The 20660-nt window shown below is 70.5% G+C and carries 20 protein-coding genes and 1 pseudogene; 11 read left to right on the forward strand and 10 right to left on the reverse strand.

Going from position 1 to position 20660, the window contains the following annotated elements; genetic code table 11:
- The first annotated feature begins 245 nt into the window (after window positions 1–245).
- The gene (locus ACWCV3_RS21655; protein ID WP_451226491.1) at window positions 246–1724 is read left to right on the forward strand and encodes an extracellular catalytic domain type 1 short-chain-length polyhydroxyalkanoate depolymerase; all 1479 of its coding nucleotides are present in this window, start codon (window positions 246–248) and stop codon (window positions 1722–1724) included.
- Window positions 1725–2165: 441 nt separating this feature from the next.
- On the opposite strand, the gene ACWCV3_RS21660 is transcribed toward ACWCV3_RS21655, so the two are convergent.
- On the reverse strand, window positions 2166–2543 hold the full coding sequence (locus tag ACWCV3_RS21660; protein WP_451226493.1) for a winged helix-turn-helix transcriptional regulator: 378 nt from the start codon (window positions 2541–2543) through the stop codon (window positions 2166–2168).
- Between the two features lie 77 nt (window positions 2544–2620).
- Between ACWCV3_RS21660 and ACWCV3_RS21665 the strand changes: the two genes are divergently transcribed.
- Complete coding sequence (locus tag ACWCV3_RS21665) at window positions 2621–3031, forward strand: RidA family protein (protein ID WP_451226495.1); 411 nt, start codon at window positions 2621–2623, stop codon at window positions 3029–3031.
- A gap of 583 nt (window positions 3032–3614) precedes the next feature.
- Here ACWCV3_RS21665 and ACWCV3_RS21670 read toward each other — a convergent pair.
- From ACWCV3_RS21670 to ACWCV3_RS21680, 3 genes are all read right to left on the reverse strand, one after another.
- Window positions 3615–4022, reverse strand: coding sequence for a hypothetical protein (locus ACWCV3_RS21670; protein ID WP_451226498.1), 408 nt, complete (start codon window positions 4020–4022; stop codon window positions 3615–3617).
- A gap of 261 nt (window positions 4023–4283) precedes the next feature.
- The gene (locus ACWCV3_RS21675) at window positions 4284–6068 is read right to left on the reverse strand and encodes a sensor histidine kinase (RefSeq protein ID WP_451226500.1); all 1785 of its coding nucleotides are present in this window, start codon (window positions 6066–6068) and stop codon (window positions 4284–4286) included.
- Entirely contained in the window at window positions 6058–6753 is a 696-nt protein-coding gene (locus tag ACWCV3_RS21680; protein WP_451226503.1) for a response regulator transcription factor, read from the reverse strand. Before ACWCV3_RS21680 ends, ACWCV3_RS21675 begins: the two co-directional genes overlap by 11 nt.
- 145 nt (window positions 6754–6898) lie before the next feature.
- Between ACWCV3_RS21680 and ACWCV3_RS21685 the strand changes: the two genes are divergently transcribed.
- The 5 genes and pseudogenes from ACWCV3_RS21685 to ACWCV3_RS21705 form a co-directional block, all read left to right on the forward strand.
- The gene (locus ACWCV3_RS21685; protein WP_451226506.1) at window positions 6899–7495 is read left to right on the forward strand and encodes a hypothetical protein; all 597 of its coding nucleotides are present in this window, start codon (window positions 6899–6901) and stop codon (window positions 7493–7495) included.
- Window positions 7485–8828, forward strand: a complete 1344-nt coding sequence (locus ACWCV3_RS21690; RefSeq protein WP_451226509.1) for a peptidoglycan-binding protein — start codon at window positions 7485–7487, stop codon at window positions 8826–8828. Before ACWCV3_RS21685 ends, ACWCV3_RS21690 begins: the two co-directional genes overlap by 11 nt.
- Window positions 8825–9514, forward strand: a complete 690-nt coding sequence (locus ACWCV3_RS21695; protein WP_451226512.1) for an ABC transporter ATP-binding protein — start codon at window positions 8825–8827, stop codon at window positions 9512–9514. The genes ACWCV3_RS21690 and ACWCV3_RS21695 overlap by 4 nt, the downstream gene beginning before the upstream one ends.
- Window positions 9511–10776 carry an ABC transporter permease gene (locus tag ACWCV3_RS21700; RefSeq protein WP_451226515.1) on the forward strand — a complete coding sequence of 422 codons (1266 nt, stop codon included), beginning with the start codon at window positions 9511–9513 and terminating at the stop codon, window positions 10774–10776. Before ACWCV3_RS21695 ends, ACWCV3_RS21700 begins: the two co-directional genes overlap by 4 nt.
- A pseudogene (locus tag ACWCV3_RS21705) lies at window positions 10773–11410 on the forward strand (transposase family protein); the annotation flags it as partial. The gene ACWCV3_RS21700 and the pseudogene ACWCV3_RS21705, both read left to right, overlap by 4 nt.
- Window positions 11411–11739: 329 nt before the next feature.
- Here ACWCV3_RS21705 and ACWCV3_RS21710 read toward each other — a convergent pair.
- Window positions 11740–12693: a nitroreductase/quinone reductase family protein gene (locus ACWCV3_RS21710; protein ID WP_451226518.1), complete on the reverse strand. Its 954-nt coding sequence runs from the start codon at window positions 12691–12693 to the stop codon at window positions 11740–11742.
- Window positions 12694–13021: 328 nt separating this feature from the next.
- On the opposite strand from ACWCV3_RS21710, the gene ACWCV3_RS21715 reads away from it, so the two are divergent.
- Entirely contained in the window at window positions 13022–13927 is a 906-nt protein-coding gene (locus tag ACWCV3_RS21715) for an acyltransferase family protein (RefSeq protein WP_451226521.1), read from the forward strand.
- Here the strand turns inward: ACWCV3_RS21715 and ACWCV3_RS21720 are convergent.
- Entirely contained in the window at window positions 13821–14297 is a 477-nt protein-coding gene (locus tag ACWCV3_RS21720) for a hemerythrin domain-containing protein (protein ID WP_451226524.1), read from the reverse strand. The genes ACWCV3_RS21715 and ACWCV3_RS21720 overlap by 107 nt on opposite strands.
- Window positions 14298–14397: 100 nt before the next feature.
- Entirely contained in the window at window positions 14398–14802 is a 405-nt protein-coding gene (locus tag ACWCV3_RS21725; RefSeq protein WP_451226527.1) for a hypothetical protein, read from the reverse strand.
- Between the two features lie 106 nt (window positions 14803–14908).
- On the opposite strand from ACWCV3_RS21725, the gene ACWCV3_RS21730 reads away from it, so the two are divergent.
- Window positions 14909–16291 carry an MFS transporter gene (locus ACWCV3_RS21730; protein WP_451226530.1) on the forward strand — a complete coding sequence of 461 codons (1383 nt, stop codon included), beginning with the start codon at window positions 14909–14911 and terminating at the stop codon, window positions 16289–16291.
- 222 nt (window positions 16292–16513) lie between these two features.
- Here the strand turns inward: ACWCV3_RS21730 and ACWCV3_RS21735 are convergent, their stop codons facing one another.
- A complete protein-coding gene (locus tag ACWCV3_RS21735) occupies window positions 16514–17296 on the reverse strand; it encodes a 3-hydroxybutyrate dehydrogenase (RefSeq protein ID WP_451226533.1) in 783 nt (260 codons plus the stop codon).
- Between the two features lie 47 nt (window positions 17297–17343).
- Window positions 17344–18078, reverse strand: a complete 735-nt coding sequence (locus tag ACWCV3_RS21740; RefSeq protein WP_451226536.1) for an acetoacetate decarboxylase — start codon at window positions 18076–18078, stop codon at window positions 17344–17346.
- A gap of 144 nt (window positions 18079–18222) precedes the next feature.
- Between ACWCV3_RS21740 and ACWCV3_RS21745 the strand changes: the two genes are divergently transcribed.
- Window positions 18223–19107: a LysR family transcriptional regulator gene (locus tag ACWCV3_RS21745; RefSeq protein ID WP_451226540.1), complete on the forward strand. Its 885-nt coding sequence runs from the start codon at window positions 18223–18225 to the stop codon at window positions 19105–19107.
- Between the two features lie 172 nt (window positions 19108–19279).
- Window positions 19280–19801: a DUF2231 domain-containing protein gene (locus ACWCV3_RS21750; protein WP_451226543.1), complete on the forward strand. Its 522-nt coding sequence runs from the start codon at window positions 19280–19282 to the stop codon at window positions 19799–19801.
- Between the two features lie 222 nt (window positions 19802–20023).
- Here the strand turns inward: ACWCV3_RS21750 and ACWCV3_RS21755 are convergent.
- Window positions 20024–20660, reverse strand: a 637-nt coding sequence (locus tag ACWCV3_RS21755) for an RICIN domain-containing protein (RefSeq protein WP_451226546.1), incomplete at its 5' end; no start/stop codon positions are given.

Raw genomic sequence — 20660 nt, forward strand, 5'->3', positions numbered from 1 at the left:
TCCGCCGCCTCGGACACCGGGCGGCCCCCACCGGACCGGGCGGACGACGGTCCCCGTGGAGGCCACGGTTAGCAGAACGGCCGGGGAACGCGCAATCCCCTTGGTGCCGACTCGCCGTGGCCCCACTGTGGTGTCCGGGGCCATGGTGCCCGCCCCGGCCCGACCCTACGGTTCCGGGACGCCCGGTGGGTTGGCGCTCCGTGACGCGCCGCCGGTGCACCGGGCGCCCCACGAAGGAGCCGCACATGACACCACCCTCGGGAAAGACCCCGCCCCGGGCTCCGCGGCGCCGCGGCGTGTTCCGCCTCGCCGCCGTCGTCCTCCTCGTCCTGGGCGCCGCCCTCGCCGGTCCCGCCCCCACCGCCCAGGCGTCCGTCTCCCTCACCCGGGTGACCGCCTTCGGTTCGAATCCCGGCGCGCTGGCCATGTACACCTACCGTCCCGCGGGACTCCCGGCCGGAGCACCCGTCGTGCTCGCGCTGCACGGCTGCACACAGAGCGCACAGGTCTACGCGGACAACTCGGGACTGCCTCAACTCGCCGACCGCGACAAGTTCCTGCTGGTGCTCGCGGAGACCACGTCCGCGAACAACCCGAACAAGTGCTTCAACTGGTTCCAGAGCACCGACAACCAGCGGGACCAGGGTGAGGCCCTGTCCCTCCGGCAGATGGCCGGCCACGCCGTATCCGCCCTGGGCGCCGACCCCGCGCGGGTCTACGTGACGGGTCTGTCCGCGGGCGGCGCCATGACCGCGGTCATGCTGGCCACCTACCCGGACGTCTTCTCGGCAGGTGCGGTCGTCGCGGGTCTGCCCTACGACTGCACGAAGGACAACAGCCCCTACACCTGCATGAACCCGGGGGTGGACCTCAGCCCGGGTGAGTGGGCGAAGCGCGTGCGGGACGCCTTCCCGACGTACGCGGGGCCGTGGCCGCGGGTGGCCGTCTGGTACGGCGACCAGGACACGACGGTCGTGCCGCGCAACGCCACGGAACTGCGCGACCAGTGGACCGCGGTGCACGGCCTGTCCCAGACACCCACCCGCACCTCCACCATCGGTCCCGACTCAACCCGGCACGACGAGTACGTGGCCGCCGACGGCACGGTCGCGGTCGAGGTCGACCGTGTGCCCGGCGTCAACCACGGGACCCCGGTCGATCCCGGCTCCGGCGACCAGCAGTGCGGCAGCACCGGCGCGCCGTACTTCCTCGACTCGATCTGCTCCAGCTACTGGATCGCCAGGTTCTTCGGCCTGGCCGGCTCGGGCACGGGTCCCGGCTCGCTGCCGGCGCCCACCGGGCTGGCGGTGACCGGGGCCACCGCCACCGGCATCGGCCTGAGCTGGAACCCGGTCAGCGGCGCCACGGACTACGTCGTGCGGCGGGACGGGGACCCGGTCGGCACGGCGAGCGGCACGTCCTACACGGACACCGGTCTGGCGCCGGGCACTTCGCACGCCTACACCGTCGCCGCGCGCGACGCACAGGGCGCCGCCGGAAGTCCCGCGGGGCCGCTCACCGCGAGCACCACCGGCACGGCGGCCACGTGCTGGACGGGCAGCAACTACTCCCACGTGCAGGCGGGACGGGCCACGACCAGCGGCGGCTACGTCTACGCCAGGGGGTCGAACCAGAACATGGGCCTGTACAACACCTTCGTCACGCACACCCTGAAGGAGTCGCCTACGGGCTACTTCACCGTCGCCGACGGTGGATGTCCCTGATCCCGGGCAGAAACGCCACCCGCATCCGTGACGACGGCCCGCCCTCTCGGCCGGTGCCGTCCCGCGGACCTTCGCCGCGGCCCGTCGGCGCGCGTCCCTCACCACGCACCACCCCGGGGACCCGGCCGGCGGACCGCGCCGCGGACGCAAGGCGCCGGTGCGACGCGAGCGCCTCCCGCGGCGTGCCCCCGCGAACGCGCCCGGCTCCGGATCACCCGGGCCCGGCACGACCGTGCCCCGTCACGACGGCCTCCCTGAGCTGCCGGGACGCACCGCCGAAACCGGCCGCGCCCTCGCCGGCATCCGGCATCCGGCATCCGGCACACGCTGAGCCAAAGCAGGGCAGTTCTCGCATGAGCAGGCAGCGGGGGGACTGGAAGGCCGCAGACCCCGTCGCTTGCAGCGCGGCGTGCGGCCCGCGACGCGTGGCGCTGGGAAGGGTCAGAGGCCGGCTTCCCCTTCCTCTCGCATGGCGAATTCCTCGCGTGCGCGTTCGACGGCGGGCATGTTCCGCGAGGCCCACGCCAGCAGCACGTCGACGGGGTGGCGGAGGGTCTTGCCGAGCGGTGTGATCCGATACCGGACCGCCACGGGGCGGGTGGAGACGACCTCGCGCTCGATCACACCGTTCCGCTCGAGCCGCCGCAGTGTCGAGGTCAGCGACTTCTGCGTGACCTGGGGGATGGCCCGGCGCAGTTCGTTGAAGCGGCACGGGCGTTCGCAGAGTTCGTTGAGGACGCTGAGCGACCATTTGTCGAGGATCTGGTCGAGCAGTTCGCGATGCGGGGTGTCGATGCGGAGTTCGTCGTCGGTGTCCATGGTGAAACCTGGTCTCGTTGAAGTGTCCTTCTTCCACTAGGTAGCTTACGGATACCTGCTCGGGAGGAGAGAAACCCATGACTGTTCAGCACTTCACGCCGGAAGGCATGCTGCAGCCGGTCCCCTACCACCATGTCGCCGTGGGCACCGGGACGAAGCACGTCCACGTCAGCGGCCAGGTCGCGCGCGAGGCCGACGGGACTCCGGTGGCACCCGGTGATCTGGCCGGCCAGGTCGCCCAGGCACTGCGCAACACCGCTGCCGGACTGGCGGGCGCGGGCGCGTCGTTCGTGGACGTGCTGCGCTTGACGTTCTACGTGACCCGGTGGAGCCCGGAGAAGATCGGCGAGTTCATGGCCGGTGTGGAGGCCGTCGCCGAGGAGATCGGTCTCCGACTCCCCATGCCCCCGGCCTCCCTCATCGGCGTCGAGTACCTCTTCGAACCGGACGTCCTCGTCGAGGTCGAAGCGACCGCGCTCCTGGACTGACCCCTTCGAGGGGTCGCACGTGGCACCGGCACGGCCGCGCGAGGAAGTCTTCGGCTGCCGCCCGCCAAGGGCCGGAGGGGACGGCCGTCCCGGCGGTCCGATCCGTACGACGCCCCCATCGCCCGGCAGACCGCCGGAAGCTGGACTTCGACGATCAGCAGGTGACAAGTGGCCCGAGCAGATGGTGACAACTGCGCGACCAGCTCCACCGGGCCCGTGACAACCAGGCGGCGGGCGGAGCGAACGCCGCGTGAGCCGCTCCTCCGTCGTCCCCGGTGGCAGTCGTCCACCCGGATCAGGCGACCGGACAGCTCGGGTGCGGCCGGGGCCTCGACGGCGAGGGCAGTCATCGGGCACGCCCGGCGAGGAGCGGTACCAGGCCGGTGGTGTTCGGGCTCTGCCGGTACGGAGTCCGGCGGGCGGCGCGCACGTTGCGCCGGGCGAGGCAGGGCATGCACGCCGCAGCCCGACCGACACGCGACAACGCCGGGTGTCCGTCACGTTGAGCGGCGTGGCGGATGCCCGGAGGGTCAGACGAGCGTCGCGAAGGGCCACCACTGGGAGCACCGTCACGGCACTGAGGTCACCGATTCCCGTAGTCCTCCACCAGGGTGCCGATGAGCGAGAGGAGGGCTTCGGCACGGTGCCGGTCCTCGCGCTGGGCGCGTAGGGCCTCGTCGACAGGCCGGAGCCGGGCCACGGCGGCCGGCTCGCCGTCCACCAGGCCGTCGACCAACGGCGCGGTCGGCAGGTCCAGGCATTCGGTCAGCCGCCGACGGGTCACGGGCGACGGAGGGTTCGGGGCGGGGTAGGCGTACGCGGCGGTCAGGTGCCGTGCGGGGTCGGTGAGACGCCAGCCCACGACGGTGGAGTCCTGGACCAGGAGCGCCACGTCGGGGGCGATGCCGACACAGGCATCCACCGGCTCGTCGAGGACGTGGTGGTCGCGCAGGCAGGTCAGCACGGTGTCCCCGGAAGCGCGGCACAGCACCGTGCACATCTCGTGCCGGAAATCCCGGGCCTCGTCCGGCCGGAGCCCGCCCGGGCGCACCGGAGCGGAACACGGACGGGGGTCTCGGCGGACGCGGAGACGTACGGCATCTGGAACTCGGCCCCGACCAGCTTCCGGCTGACCGGTTCGAACCGCAGGACGTCAGGTGCGTCCCACAATCGGTCCTGGCTGCCGGCGCCGGGTGGGGCTTCGAGCTGCGGTCGGCTTCCGCTTGAGGTCAGGGCACTCGCGCTCCACGGATCAGCTCGGCAACCGCACCAGGAAGACCGTCTCCACATGCGGCCGGCTCGCCACGGAGACGTCTCCGTCGTGTGCCCGCACCAGCTGTCTGACGATGGACAGCCCCAGCCCGCTGCCTCCCGTCCGCCTGCTGCGGGACTGTTCGGCCCGCCAGAAGCGGTCGAAAACCTGGGGCAGGTCCTCTTCGCAGATGCCGCTGCCCGTGTCCTTCACCTCGATGGCGACGGCGCCTGCCACCCGGCGGGCACTGAGGGTGACTCGGCCCGCCGGCGGGGTGTGGCGTATCGCGTTGGACAGCAGGTTGCCCAGGATCTGGCGGAGACGGACCGGGTCTGCGCGGACCGAGAGACCGTCCGGGACATGCACGGCGGTCTCGACACCGCCGGCGTGCGCGGTCGCACGGTGCGCGCTCGTGATCTGCTCGATCAGCTCACGGAGGTCCAGTTCCTCCGGACGCAGGCGCAGGGTGCCGGCGTCGGCTGCGGCAAGCACCTGAAGGTCGTCCACGATGTGCTGGAGGAGTTCCGCCTCCTCCTGCAGCGAGGTGAGGAGCGCCGAGTCGGTCTCGGCCAGGCCGTCCTGTGCCGCGTCCAGCCAGCCGCGGATGTTGGTGAGGGGTGTGCGCAGTTCGTGGGCGATGTCGCTGACCATGACCCGGCGCTGCTCGTCGGTGCGTTCGCGGCGTTCCGACAGGTCGTTGAGGGCGGCGGCCAGATAGCCGGTCTCGTCCTTCGCGGTGACGGGGATACGGAGGTGCCGGCCCGAGGGGGCGCGCGCCGCGTCGGTCAGCGTGCGCAGCGGACGTACCAGCCTGATCGCGATGACGGCGGTCACGGCGACGGTCGCGGCCAGGACCAGACCGGTGGTGGCCAGGACCCGGAGGGTTCCGGCCGGTGACAGGTCGAAGGCGGCGGTGGCCGCACGGGGTGGGCTGATGACGAACAGCAGGGCCGCGGGGGCGACATACGCCGCCAACTGCTCCCGCCGGCCCTCTTCCACACAGTCGTCCACAGCGGCGGAACTCTCCGGGGAGCCGTCGCCGTCCACCCGGAAGTCCATCGCGATGGTCAGCGGTTCGGGCAGGCGTAGGTGGTTGCGCTCGGCGCAGCCGCGGACGAGTCCGGTGAGTTCGGCGAGGGCCGCGGCCTCGGTCGGGGTGGGCGTGCTCAGGCCCTTGGACTCGCAGGCCGGGATGAATTCCCCCGAGGTCCTGGTCGTGCGCAGGGCGGGCCTGCCACTGGCCTCCTCGACGATCCGCGCGCGTACTCCCGTCCGGTGGTAGAGGCAGTCGACCTCGTCGCGGGCGACCTGTCGCAGCTTCGCCCGCTCCTCGGCGGGCAGGCGGTAGGGGCCGAAGGCTCGTGGGTCGATGCGGGAGGCCTGCTCCGCCCGGCCCGCGCCCTGATCCGTGGACGGAGCGACGTGCAGCGGATCGATCACCGCGCTCTGGTCGAGGGGCAGTCGTTTTGCGGCCGACCGGTGCGACGCGGCGATGATCCGGCGCGCCCGCGTGGTCAGGACGATGGTGCGCCCCGTCGACCGGGAGAGATCCCGGAGGGTGCGCTCGATACCGTTCCAGTCGCGGTGTGTCGCGGCGAAGCCCTCCAGGGTGTCCTGGATGGTGGCGTCGTCCGCGAGGACCTGGCCCCGCTCCTGCTCGATGGCGACGGTGGTGCCGCGTACCGTCAGCCAGGCCGTGGCCCCGATGGACACCAGGGAGATCAGCACGGAGGTGACCAGGAGCCGGAACAGCAGGCTGTTGCGCAGGGGGACTTCAGACGTCACGGCGGCCTCGGGACAGCTTGTATCCGACGCCGTGGACGGTCAGCAGCAACTCCGGTCTGCGGGGCGAGATCTCGATCTTCTTCCGCAGGTTCACCATGTGCATGTCCACGGTGCGTTCGGTGACGGCGCGGCCGTGGTCGCTGATGCAGTGCAGCAGCTGAGCCCGGGTGAAGACCCGCTCGGGTGCGGCTATCAAGGTGCTGAGCAGGCGGAATTCGCCGGGAGTGCAGTCCACCGGGCGGCCGTTGACGGACACCTCGTGCCGGTCCGGGGCCACGGTCAGCGGGCCGGCTTTGAGGAGCACATCCTTCGTGCGCTCCTGCCGGGCGCGTCGCAGCAGGGTCCGGATGCGGGCCACCAGTTCGCGCGGCCTGAATGGCTTGGTCATGTAGTCGTCCGCCCCGATGTCCAGGCCCAGCAGAAGATCGTCCTCGGTGGAGCGGGCAGTGAGCATCAGAATGGGCATATCACCCATGGCGCGTATACGTCGGCATATCTCCAGCCCGTCCATACCGGGCAGCATCCAGTCGAGAACGAGTAGATCAGGCGGTCGCTTCGCGGCCTTCTCGAGGGCTGTCGGCCCGTCGTGCACCACGGTCACGGCATGGCCGTCGTGCACCAGGTAACGACGGATCAGTTCTGCCTGCTTTTCGTCGTCTTCGGCCACCAGTACGTATGCGGACATGGCCCGATGATAAGCCTGCGGAGCGCGTGGTGAACGTCGGCGAATCGGGTTCCATTTCATGACAACTTCCTGACAAGCGTATGCAGGGATTCACAGGAGGGAAGTGCTGACACCTTTCTGACAAAGCCTTGTCACGCTTCCAGGCATGCTGAACGAGAAGAAGCTCTTCCTCTCCTGCGCCGTTCTGACGGTGACGCTGATCACCGGCTGTTCCTCCGGGGGAGACGCCGAGAGCAAGAAAGACGGAGTCGTCTCGGTCACGGAATCCGTTGGAGACGCAGAGGGCGGGGTGACCGGGAGCCCGGTGGCTGAAGATTCCGATTCCGGCCGCCCCCAGATTCGACTTGACACCACGCAGATCGAGGAAGTTCGCATGTACCAGGGCTACCTGCGCTGCCTCAAGGATCATGGAGTTCCCATTCCGTCGAAGGGGAGCAAAATGCCGGAAGCCGATCCCGGAACCCTGTGGTTCCCCGGTATCGATGTGGCCAAAGAGCGTCCGGAAGCGGAAAAGGCGTGCCTCGGAAAGAGGCCTCTTCCGCCCCCGGAGCTGGACCCGAAGAAAAACCCCGACTACATGGACGACTACAGCAAGTGGATCGCGTGCGACAACCGCAGGGGGCTCAAGGTGAACCCCCTGCCTGACGGAGGCGGCTGGAACTACAAGCCCGGTGTGACTCAGCCCAGGAACGCCGAACAGATCGACAACGAATGCATGATCGAGGCGTTCGGTGGCGAGTGAGCGTGACGCCGGGGACACCATGGCCCTGCGGGTGACGGTCCAGGACGAGGGCGATCCCCGCAGGCCGAGGGCGGGCCGCCGGAAGAAGAAGGCCCTGTATCTCGCCGTCGTCGCCGTGCTGCTGGCAGGAGGAACGGGCGCCGGACTGTTGTGGGCCGGCCGGGGCGGGACCGGCTCCGAACCCGAGTCCGGCCCGAAGGTCAGACAGATCGCCGTGGTCAGAACGGATCTGTCGGGCAGCAGAGAGATGCAGGGCATGCTCGGCTACGACTCCACGCGGACGATCCGCAGTGCCGGCGAAGGACGGGTGACGTGGCTTCCGGACCGGGGTGCGACGGTCGAACGCGGCCGGCCGCTGTACCGCGTCGACGAGCGTCCCGCTGTGATCTTCTACGGCAGCACACCCTTGTACCGCCGGCTCGACACCCTCGGCAGCGTCGGCCGTGACATACGGGTCGTCGCCGACAACCTCAGGGCTCTCGGCTACGACATCGGGGCACAGCCGGCGCCGGGCACGGTCGTCCGGCAGCAGGCGCCCGCGGACGCCCCCGCGCCCGTGACAACGGGCACTGGGCACGGGGAGACCACTCCCCCGGCCGGCTCGTCCCCGTCTCCGGACGGCGGAGCGGGGCAGGGAACCGCTGCGTCGCAGGGGGGTTCACCGAGCCCGGGTCCGTCGCAGTCCGCGGTCCAGGAGGGCGACGGTGTGCTCACCTCGTCCCTGATGTCCGCGATCAAACGCTGGCAGAAGGACGTGGGCATGGCTCAGACCGGCATCCTCGGCTTCTCCGACGTGGTGGTGACGAAGTCGGCGGTACGGGTCTCCGACGTCCTCGCCCAGCCCGGGGACGAGGCGCCGGGAGACCTGATGACGGTGACCGCCACCACCAAGTCCGTGACCGTGCCGGTGGAGTCGCTCGACATGGGGTCCATCAAGTCGGGCCAGCGGGTCACCGTGGTGCTGCCCGACCGGACCACCATCCCGGGCCGGGTCGCCGCGATCAGCACCATCGTGCAGGGACGGCAGGGAGGCCAGGGAGAGTCGGGCGGCGCCGGGCAGACCAAGACCGACGTCACCGTGTCGCTGGACGACCCGCACTCCGCCAGGAGCATCGACTCCGCTCCCGTCCAGGCCCGGTTCCAGGGGGAGTCGAAGGAGAACGTACTCGCCGTCCCGGTCGGCGCCCTGCTCGCCCTGCGCGAGGGAGGGTACGCCGTCCGGTTCTCCGGCGGCAGGCTCGTCCCGGTCGACACGGGCATGTTCGCCCAGGGACTGGTCGAGATCAGCGGTCAGGGCGTCAGCGAGGGCATGAAGGTGGAGACCACGGCATGACCCAGGTCCTCAGCGTGCACGAGGCGAGCGTGACCTATCCCCCCGGGGTCAGAGCCCTCGACCGGGTCTCCCTGTCCGTCTCACAGGGCGAACTGCTGGCCATCCTCGGCCCTTCCGGCTCCGGCAAGTCCACCCTGCTCAACGTCATGGGTACGCTGGCCGCGCCCACCAGCGGCAGCGTGGTCATCGAGGGGCAGGACGTGGCGGAGTTGTCCGACCGCCAACTGTCCGCCCTGCGCGGGCGGCGCCTGGGTTTCGTCTTCCAGCACTTCCATCTCACGGACGGACTCACCGCGGCGGAGAACGTGGCGACCGGCCTGCTGTACGCCGGTGTGTCCAGGAAGTACCGGAAGAAACTGGCCGAGGAGGCCCTGGCCCGGGTCGGACTCGTCCGTCGGGCCGGCCATCTGCCGGGGCAGCTCTCCGGAGGGGAGCGTCAACGGGTCGCCATCGCCCGCGCGGTGGTCCATGAGCCGGCTCTGGTCCTCGCCGACGAGCCGACCGGCGCACTCGACACAGCCAACGGCGCCGCGGCGCTCGCCCTGTTGACGGATCTCAACGCGGCGGGCACCACGATCGCGCTCATCACTCACGACCGTGACATCGCCGACCAGTTGCCACGCAGGGTTCACATGCGTGACGGTCGCCTGGTCACGGACACCGCACTGACCGGAAGCCCGTCATGACCGCCCCCGCCAAGCCGTCCCGCGCCGCGCTGCGGCGCTTTTCCCGGCGTACCGAAGACAAGATCAAGCCGGTGCGTCTCGCCTTTCTCGATCTGCTGGGCCTGGGGCTCCTCGGCCTGCGCACCCGCAAGCTGCGCGCCGCGCTGTCGGCGCTCGGCATCTCGATCGGCGTCGCCACGATGATGGTGGTGACCGGGATCCCGGCCTCCAGCCAGCGGGCGCTGATGGACGAGATAACGGCGCTCGGGTCCAACATGCTGCGGGTGCAGCCGTTTTCGGGACAGGCCGTGCCGGTCGAACTGCCCGAGGAATCGGTCGACATGGTGCGCCGCGTCAAACCGGTCACCGAGGCGAGCGCGGTGGCCAACACCCATGCCGTGGTCCGGCGTTCCGACCTCATCGGTGACGACGACTTCTCCGGTACCGGACTCAGTGTGCTCGCGGCCCGACGCGACCTGCTGAGCGTGGTGGGCGGAAAAGTCTTCTCGGGAAGGTTCTTCAGCGCCGCCGACGAGCGGTTTCCCACGGCCGTACTGGGCTACCGGGCCGCCGGCCGACTCGGCATCGGGGAAATCCCCGAGAACGACCCGGCCCCACAGATACAGATCAACAAGTCGTGGTTCACCGTGATCGGCATCCTGCACTCCGTAACGCTTTCCGGCGATCTCGACAACGCCGTGCTGACGGGATGGCCGGCCGCCAAGAAGACACTGCGCTTCAAGGGAAACCCCACAGTCATCTACGTCAAGGCACGGGAGACCCATCTGGAGGACGTACGGAGCGTACTCCCCGCCACCGTGTTCCCGGAGCAGCCGGGACAGGTCCAGGTCAGCCGCCCGTCCGACGCCCTGGCGGCCAAGCGCGCCACGCAGAACACCTTCTCCTCCCTCTTCCTGGGCCTGGCCGGTGTCGCACTGCTGGTAGGCGGAATCGGCGTGGCCAACACCATGGTCATCTCGGTCCTGGAGCGCCGAAGGGACATCGGGCTGCGCCGGGCACTGGGCGCGACCCGCGGTCAGATACGCGTCCAGTTCCTCGCCGAGTCCGTGGGCCTGTCGCTGCTCGGCGCGCTTGCCGGAACCCTGTTCGGTGTCCTCGCCGACACCGGCTACGCGCACTGTCAGGGCTGGCCGACGGTGATCCCGCTGATCTCGGTCACGGGTGGCTGCCTCGGCGCCGTGCTGATCGGAATGGCGGCCGGTGTCTACCCCTCGGTCCGCGCGGCACGCCTTCCTCCCACAGAGGCACTGGCGTCGACGTGACCGGCGGCGAGCGGTGGCGCCACGGTTCGTCCCAGCTCAGCCCTCGTCCGCCGGGTCGAGTCGTCGGTACCCGCTGGCGGCGCCTGACTGCCGGCCGGCCGGCCCTGCTCGCTCTTGCCCGTCTCCGCAACGGCCACCCGTATGCCCGGCTCGCGGCCGGTTTCGGCATCGGGATCACAATCGCGTATCGGTACGTCACCGAGGCCGTCGAGGTCTTGACCTCTCTCGCGCCGACCCTTGCGGAGACAGTCCGGACAGCATCGTCGAAGGCGTTCGCGCTGCTGGACGGGACCCTGCTGCCGATCGACCGGACCGCCGCAGACCCCCCACCACTCGGGGAAGCATAAGAGGCACGGGATGAACGTGCAGGTTCTCGCTGCCGGCTGTTGTGGGCCTCACCGGCCCTGCACGGCGCCGTCCACGACGTCCGCGCGGCCCGCGAACACGGCATCGTCGACGCCCTCGCCGAGGCCGACATCACGTGCTGGGCCGAGAAGGGCTACCGGGGTGTCGGCGGCACGGTCCGCACCCCCACTGGGGGCGGTGGGAGACCCTTTCCACCGGTCAGCAGGCGGTCAACCGGTCCCGCGCCAAGATCCGCGCCCTCGTCGAGCAGGCCATGGCCACCCTCAAGCGAGCACCGCTCGTCACCACGAGCACTTCTCACCAAGATCTGGACCATATCCGGACCAACCGTCCGCAGCTTGTGGCGATCGGAGCTGTTTTCGCTGGTCAAAGTGCATCTGAGCCGTGTACCACGCTGCGAGCCTCTGCGGTCCCCAAGAAGAACGCCGAGCATCTTCCTCTGCTCAGGTTGGCAAGCCCCGCTTGAGGACAACTCAACACGCGCTATCTAGAACGCGGAATCGGGATTCCCGGGCTGCCACACGCCTCTTCCCCGCGCACAGCGGCACCCCCCGGGCCGGGGAAGGATCCGGTCCGGGGGGTGCTGGTGGTGGCCGGTCAGCCGTGGTTCGGAGCGGGGGCCGTGGCGTTGAGGGCCGTCACGATCGTCTCCTCCTCGTACCTGAAGTGGGACTCGAGCCGGCTGGCCAGCCGCTCGAGGTCGGTACGGAGCCGTACCGGGTCGGACTCACCGGGGACGAAGCCGTCGACGAGCTGCTGGATGCCGTGCTGCATCTGCGCCACCACCTTGTGCTCCTCACCGAGCTGCCCGAGCGCTGGCGCAAGGGCCGGGAACTGCTTGGCGAGCATCGGGAACATGGCGGCGCCCTCGCCACCGTGGTGCCTGCTCAGCGCTCCGCAGAAACTGAGGCAGTGGGTGCGCATCTGCTGGGCGAGGTCCTGCGGCACCCGCTCGATGGTGTCCGCGCTGCCCTCGATCACCTGGTCCGCCTGCGTGCGGAGCGTCTTCAGCTCTCCCCGCAGCCAGTCGTGTACCTCGACGATCCAGTCCCCCATGCCCTTGACCCGCTCCTCGCCGGGCTTGGGGCCGATCCTGTTCAGGACGACGACGGGAATCTCCCTGGTCGTCCTGGCCTGGTGGTCGGCGTACCCGGGCGCCTCGGCGACAACCCGGTCGAAGAGCTTGTCGCGCTCCTCACCGGGCGGAATGGCGGCGATCGCCTGATAGGTGTCCGTGCCGGTCTCCACCGTCACGATCGGGTTCTTACGGATGTTGTGGTACCAAGCGGGGTGTTTGTCGGCACCGTTCGACGATGCAACGACAATCCCTTTCCCATCGAATTCCAGGAACCCCAGGATGCTCTCTCGGCGCCGGCCTGTCCTGGCTCCGACGGTGGTCAGCACGACCAGAGTCCAGCCCTCGAACATCCCGCTCATCTTCCCGCTGTTCGCCCGAAACTCGGCGATGACCTGTCGCTGGAACTCGTTCACGTCGAAGCCCGCCCAGGTCTCGGACTGCGCTTCCCAGGTCTCAGCCTGTTCCTTGCTCATGCACTACCTTCCCCAGTCGATTGACGACAGAAGGTGGGCCACACCACCGGAAATCGGCACAGAAATACCCCGCATGCCTACGCAACGAAAATGGGCGCAGTAATCCCAGGTCAGGGATTGACAAGCTGCGAGAGACGGAACATGCCGATCTCTGTAATGGCTGAGTAGCCGCTACCTCCATGCGTAGGCCCATACGGGGCTCGCGGGAGACCGTAGCACCGCCCCTCGTGGCGGGCAACGTGCCCCCTGCCAGCGCGTACATCCCTTCGGGCTGACGGAGTCGAGCGGGAACCGGGCCGGATCTCGAGTCTGCTCCTGGCGGGCACCCATGGCTTTCGGGCCGATCCGGCGTCGGGCGCCGACCCACAACCCGTATCAGGAGCTGGAACATGACCAGTGCGTCCCACCGGTCCGCCGGCTGCCCTCTCTGACCGGCTACCGCGCCATCCTGTTCGTCGCGGCGTTCATCACCCACGCCCTCGGCACGGGCTACTTCTTCGCCGACCAGTCGATCAACACGGCCGGCACCAAACTCCCCTACGGCACGGGCGCCCTGGCCGGCTTCTTCGTGCTCAGCGGTTTCGTGCTCACCTGGGGTGAACCGTGGCGCAGCACGATCGGCCGCTTCTGGCGGCGGCGCGTGCTCAAGATCTACCCGGGACACATGATCGTCTGGGCGGCCACCCTGCTGATGCTGTTCTTCGTGGGCCGAATGACCATCGGCTCCTGGAAGCAGACCGAGGCCGGCCCCGCCCTCGCCAACCTGTTCCTGGTGCAGGACTGGATCCCCCGGATGCCGTATGTGTTCAGCGTCTATGGAGTGAACTGGTCGGTCTCCGTCGGTGTGCTCCTACTCGCAGAGCAGGCAGGTGATGCTCGTACCGTGCGCGCCACGGCCGACGTCGCGTCGAAGGGGACGTACGCGCTGAGGCCGGGCGGGGCGGCGGCGGCACGGCCTGCCATCCCGCGGCGGTGTTGCCCTGAGCCGCCACCGTACCGGCCTGAGGACTCGCGCGGGGGTGGGCCCGCTCACGCAGCGCACCCTCACCGGTTCCGGGACTGCCTTGTCCCGGGCGTGAAGTCTGTCGCGAGCCGGTACGGGGCCACGCGGCCACCCACAGCAGGGATCAGTCGTACATCGGGCCCAGCACGTCTCGGGGTTCGGCTGCCAGCTCGAGGGTTTCAAGCACAGCGAGCAGTTGCCGCTCCTCGTAACGGAAGTGGTTCTCCATGAGCGCTGCGATGCCTTCGAGGTGACGGCCCAGTTCCTCGGGTGGCGCAGATCGGTCGACTGCGGCTTGCAAACCGCCGAGCAGGTGGCCAATCATCGAGTGATCCTGTTCGAGCCGACGCAACATTGGGCGCAGCTCCGGATGTTCAGCTTCGATGGCCGGGAACAGGGCATGGTCCTCGCCCTGATGGTGGCCGTCGAGGGCCGCGCAGAAGCCGTGGCAGTACAGCAGGAGTTCGCGGGTGGCCGGCTCGCCGGGTGTGCCATCCGCGAGGGAGTCGCGGGTCGCGGAGAGCGCTGCCCGTAGTCGGTGGTGCACTCGACGGAGTTCTTGGCTCCAGGCGATGAGCCTGGTCGTCTCGCGCTCAGTCACGCGGGAGCGAAGGGTGCGACCCGTACATCGTCGGTCTCCTTCATTCCGGCGCCTCCATGCCTGACACGGTCTGCCACCGGCACGCGACGCTTCCCACACACTACCCCCCGTCGCTCTCGGCGCCGCCGCCGTTCCGCTCAACAGATGCTGAGCCGGGAGAACTTGCGTGGTCCGCGGCGGTCTGCGGCATCGCGTCGAGAGCGGCCATGATCTGCGGCCGGATACCGGCCGTCAGCTCGGTCACGACTACGCCCCCTGCAACCGTCTGCGCTTCATGCTCCATGGCGGTAGCCCACACCGCGCCGGCGACCGACCACCGGAAGACCAGCCCGCGGAGATCACGCAGGAAACCGATCTCCGAGGTGAAGCCACCGAACGCAAATGCCGTGCAGACCAACGGGCTCGAGATGCGAAGCAACGGCGCTGGAAAGCCGCCATGGGGGAGGCCCGCGCCGCATACGCCAGCACCGCATTCCGTCACCGCCCCCATGGTGGCGGCACGCATACCCAGTCCCCGAACTATGGCGCCCCACCACATGTGCGCCTGACCTGCGTGTTTCTACGGTGTCCCGACACGTACCCGTCCCCACCGTATCGAGGAAGTGGCACACATGGCCTCCCCAGCAACCGCTCCCCCAACACCCGCCAAGCTCCCCCGCATCGTCGCCGCCAGCCTCATCGGCACCACCATCGAGTGGTACGACTTCTTCCTCTACGGCTCGGCGGCCGCGCTGGTGTTCAACACGCTCTTCTTCCCCACGGCCGACCCGCTCGTGGGCACGCTGATCGCCTTCATCACCTATGCGATCGGCTTCGCGGCCAGGCCGCTGGGCGGCGTCGTCTTCGGGCACTTCGGCGACAAGATCGGACGCAGGAAGCTGCTCGTGGTCAGCCTGCTGATGATGGGCGGCGCCACGTTCGCCATGGGCCTGCTGCCCACCTACGACGCCATCGGCGTCGGCGCGCCGGTCCTGCTCACCGTGCTGCGCCTGGTCCAGGGCTTCGCACTGGGCGGCGAGTGGGGCGGCGCGGTGCTGCTGGTCTCCGAGCACGGCGGCGACAAGCACCGCGGCTTCTGGGCCGCCTGGCCGCAGTCCGGGGCTCCCGGCGGCAACCTGCTCGCCACCGGCGTTCTCGCGCTGCTGGCCGCCGTCCAGTCCGACGAGGCGTTCCGGTCCTGGGGCTGGCGTGTTCCCTTCCTGCTCTCCGGCGTCCTGGTGATGATCGGCCTGTGGATCCGCGTCTCGGTCAGCGAGTCCCCGGTCTTCCTGGAGGCGCAGGCCGAGGCGGAGGCGGAGGCGGCGCGGGGCGTCAAGGAGCAGCCTCCGGTCGTGGAGGTGTTCCGCAGGAGCTGGCGCGGAGTCCTCGGAGCCATCGGCACCCGCTTCGGGGAGAACATCTCCTACTACGTCATCACCTCCTTCGTCCTCGTCTACGTGACGCAGCACCTGGACCTGTCCAAGAGCGTCGCGCTGAACGCCGTCCTGATCGGTTCGGCCGTGCACTTCTTCGCCATCCCGCTGTGGGGGGCTCTGTCGGACCGCATCGGCCGCAGGCCGGTGACGCTGATCGGCTCGGCGGGCATGGCGGTGTGGGCGTTCGCCTTCTTCGGGCTGCTGGACACGAAGTCGTTCGGAGTGATCACGCTGGCGGTGACCGTGGGGCTGCTGCTGCACGGCGCGATGTACGGGCCGCAGGCCGCCTTCATCTCGGAGATGTTCGACACCAAGGTCCGCTACTCCGGCGCCTCGATGGGTTCCCAGCTCGCCTCCATCGTCGCCGGGGCACTGGCTCCGATCGTCGCGGTCGAGCTGCTCAAGGATTTCGGCAGCTCCACCCCGATCGCGCTCTACGTGTCCGGGGCGGCCGTGGTCACCACGATCACCGTGGCGGTCCTGAAGGAGACCCGTGGCCGTGACCTGAGCCGTGTCGCATCCGGCCCGGCGGCGGCACCCGGGGCGACGGTGCCGGACCGGGCGGCCCAGGACGTCTGAGGCGCTCAGTGCCACGGACCCGCCCGGCTTCTCCGGGCCGTCCCCGTCGCCGGACTCCGCCCCATGGCGGGCGGGCCGGGGTCCGGGAGGAGCCCCCTCCCACAGCGTGGGAGGGGGGAGACGTCCGTGGCAGGCCGCCGGTCGCGGACCGGGCAGTCGCGGACGCCCAGGACGCCCGGCCGGATCTCCGTGGTCGGCCGGACGCCCGTCAGGGGGCACAGGTCAGCGGGCCGTCCAGCCGCCGTCCAGGACGATGCCGGTGCCGGTCATGGTGGCTGCCTGCGGGCTGCACAGGAACGCCACCGCCTCGGCGACCTCGTGGGGCTCGACGAGCCGCTTGAGCGCCGCGGACCGCAGCAGGACCGAATCGAGGACCTCGGCCTCACCGACACCGTGGGTACGCGCCTGGTCGGCTATCTGCCGGTCCACCAGCGGGGTGCGGACGTAGCCGGGGTTGACGCAGTTCGAGGTGACGCCGTGCGGGCCGCCCTCCAGAGCCACGACCTTGGACAGCCCCTCCAGACCGTGCTTGGCGGTCACGTAGGCGCTCTTGTACTCGGAGGCGCGCAGGCCGTGCACCGACGAGATGTTGACGATGCGGCCCCACTTCCGCGCGTACATCGCCGGCAGGTTTCTGCGGATGATCCGGAACGGCGCCTCCAGCATGATGCGCAGCATCAGGGAGAACCGCGCCGGATCGAACTCGTGCACAGGTGTGACGTGCTGGATGCCCGCGCAGTTGACGACGATGTCCGTCTGCGGGATCAGCCCGTCCAGTGCGTCGAGGTCGGAGAGGTCCGCGGTGATCGACTCGCCGCCGGTGAGACGGGCGACGTCGTCCAGCGCGGACTCGTTCAGGTCGAGGCCGATGACGTGGGCGCCCGAACGGGCGAGCCGGACGGCGGTGGCCCGTCCGATTCCGCTGCCCGCTCCGGTGACCAGCGCGCGGCGGCCGGTCAGATCGGGGAGGACGGGTGTGCCGGACGGCTCCGGGGTGGTGCTCATGGATGTGCCTTTCGGGGGACTCGGCAAAGGAGTGACAGGGCGCGCGGCTATGCGAGGTAGTCGTGGACGACCTCGGCGCGCGGGAGGGTGAGATCGGTGACCACGTGCGTGGCCCGCACGATCTCCCGCACGGGCAGGTCGGCGAGCGGAGCGAGGGCGTGCTCGAAGAGCTGCAGGCGCGCCGGGCCGGTCCACGCTCCCCGGATCGTGAGGTCGGTGATCCGCGAGCGCACGAGTTCGCAGATGCGGGGTGTCCCGTCGTACCCCGGGAGCACCTTCAGCATGTAGGTGGGCGCGGCGATCTCCGCGATCGCCTCCTCCTCGCCGAGCGGGGCGTGCTTGAAGCCCATCGTCGCGGTCGCCACCCGCAGGGAGCCGTGGTCCAGCGTGCCGACCAGGGTGTCGGAGTCGGTGTACAGGCGGGGCGTGCCCGGCTTCTTCGGGTAGGCGCTCGCCTCCCGGCCCAGGGCTATCGCGGGGCCGTTGTCCAGGTACATGCAGTGGATGTAGTCCACCGGCTCGCCTTCGTACCGCACCCGCAGGACCTGCCCGGACTCCGTGTAGTCCCCCAGGCCGCTGCTGTCGGGCATCCTGATCACCTCGAACCGCACCAGCGGCTCGTCCACCTCCAGCGGCTCGGGAACCACCGCCCGCAAAGCGTCGGCGTCGGTGCGGTACGTGATGTTGAGGTACTCCCGGCCGGTGAACCGGTAGGGGCCGTGCGGGTAGGCGGGGGCGCCCACCGGGGTGGAAGAGAGGTTCAGAAGGGTGTCGATGTCCATGAAGAGCCTGACTCCGTGCGACGCGATCCTGTGTGCTGCCGGGCGGTCTCGCGCCGCTGGCCGTCCGACGTGCTCGCCTTCGACGGTAGGCAGGCGGCGGCGGCGACAGAAATACGCGATCGCCAGGTTTCATACACTGGACGCATGAATGTCGAGCTCCGTGACCTGCGCTGGTTCCTGGTCCTGGCGGAGGAGGAACACTTCTCCCGCGCGGCGGCCAGGTGCGGGACCACCCAGCCCACGCTCACCCGCTCCCTCGCCCGGCTGGAGACCGCGCTGGGGGTGAGGCTGGTCGACCGCACCACCCGCAGCGTGGCGCTGACCGGCGCCGGGAACCGCCTGCGCGCCGAGATCGGCTCGCTGCTCCCGCAGGTGGACTCCGCCCTGCGGTCGGTCAGTTCCCGACGGACCCTGCGTCTTGGCTTCACCTGGCTGCTGCCCAGCTTCCTGGCCCGCCATCTGATCACCGAGTTCGAGGAGGTGACCGGGGCCAGGCTCGAACTGGTGAGGCGCGACGACCGCTCGGCCGGAGTCGTCTCCGGGCACACCGACGCGGCCGTCCTCCACGGCAGTCCGCCCTCCGGCAGCCGCCTGCGCGTGGTCCAGCTCGGCGCCGAGGACCGGGTGGCGGCCGTGGGGGCCGCGCACCCCCTCGCTCGTCGCCGCCGGCTGCGCTGGGCCGATCTCGCCGGCCACGACCTGGTGGTCAACAGGCTCAGTGGCACCGTCGGTCCCGCCCTGTGGCCGGCCGGTGCCCGGCCCGGCGTGGCCGTCAGCTGCCGCACCTACGACGAGTGGATCGAGATGGTGGCGGCCGACCGGGGCGTCGGCGTCCTTCCGGCGTCGGCGCGCGACCACCCGCATCCCGGGGTCCGCTACATCGCCCTCGCGGACGCCCCGCCCGTACCCCTGGTCCTGGTCCTCCCGGCCCGCGCCCCCCACCCGCTGGCCGAGCCCCTCGAGCGCATCGCCCGGGCCTGGACCGCGCCCCCGTCGCACCGGGTCCCGGCCGGCCCGCGGATCCGCTGAGCCGCGCGGGGCTCGTCTGCCACGGTGCGGCCGACCCTGTGACGGCTCCAACGTCTCGCAGGTGAGACGCCTGGGGCCCATCTGACTCAGAGGTGACTCAGAAGTTCCTGTGTCACAGTGCGCGGGCCCTGCACCACCCGTGCATCGGACCCATTCCCCTGGAGACGCCCCCGTGAGCCTCACTGTCATCAACGGACTGCCCGCGCACGTCCTGTTCGTGCACTTCGTCATCGTGCTCGTCCCGCTGAGCGCGCTGGCGCTGGTGGTCTGCGCGGTCTGGCCCGCCGGTGCCCGGCGGCTGGGCCTGCTGCTTCCCGCGCTCGCGCTGGTGACGCTGGCGAGCGTGCCGCTGGCCACGCATGCGGGAGAGTGGCTCGAACAGCACGTGGACAGCGACCCGCTGGTGCGCGAGCACGCCGAACTCGGTGACGGACTGCTGCCGTGGGCCGCCGGTCTCGTCGTGCTCGCGGCCGCGGTCTGGTGGATAGCCCGCCGCTCGGCACCCGCCGCGGGCCGGACGGCGGGCTCCTCCTGGGCACCCCCGGTCCTGCTGCGCGCAGCGGTCGCGGTCCTGTCCCTGGCCGTCGCGGTCGGCGCCGTGGTGGACGTCTACCGGATCGGCGACTCGGGCGCCAAGGCCGCCTGGCACGACAGCTTCTCCAAGACGGCGACCCGGGACGGCGACGGCGACTGACCGGACCCGGCACACCTCACGCGCGGGACGCGGCCACGGGTCCCGGCCGAGGAGTGCCGGTACCCCTCGTGGGCGGCCAGGCCGGAAAGACGAACCGGGCCAAAGCATCGCCGCTCGCCCCGGCCGCCGGCCGGAAGCAGCCGTGGTGCAGGCCGCCGTGAGGCCGCACCAGTTCCATCCGACGCCGGCCGAACCGGCCAGGGCCAGGGTCTCCGGTCCGGATCAGGCCGGCGTCTCGGAGGTCTCCGCCGCCGACAGCGAGCCCGGGGTCGCCGACGGGGAGTCGGTCAGCCAGTGCTGGGCCGGTGAGCGGTCCCGGAGCGAGACCACGATGTCGGCGCCGGGACGCGCGTCCGCCGGGGCCAGCGCGAGGGTCTCGTCCCAGCGGGGCAGCAACTCGCCCCTCACGGTGAGGTCGTAGCGGACGTCGTCGCCCCGCTCGGTGCCCGCGTCGTCGCATGTGCCGAGGATGACGACGGCCGCGTCCGCGTGGGAGTCGAGGCACAGCTCGGGGTCGGCCTGGCTGTGCAGGAGCCCGTCCGCGTCGTACGTCCACTGCTGGGTGACGGCGTCCGAGCACAGGGCCAGCGTGACCAGCCCGCCGCGTTCCGGCTCGCCCTTGATGCCCAGGCACAGCGCGGCGTCCACGTTGCGCAGCCGGACCGGCCGTCCGGCCGGCGGCGGGGTGGCCGACGCGCTCGCCGCGGGCTCGGGTGTACGGGGATCCGCGGCGGGCGCGGCCCCCGCGGAGGCCACCGGGGTGCGGCCGCCCTCCGCCTCGGGCCAGACGGCGAAGGCCAGGCCGGTCGCCAGCAGCCCGGCCGAGACGACGCCCGCGCCGGTCCGCACCGACCACCCC

Source organism: Streptomyces sp. NPDC001781 (assembly GCF_053596035.1).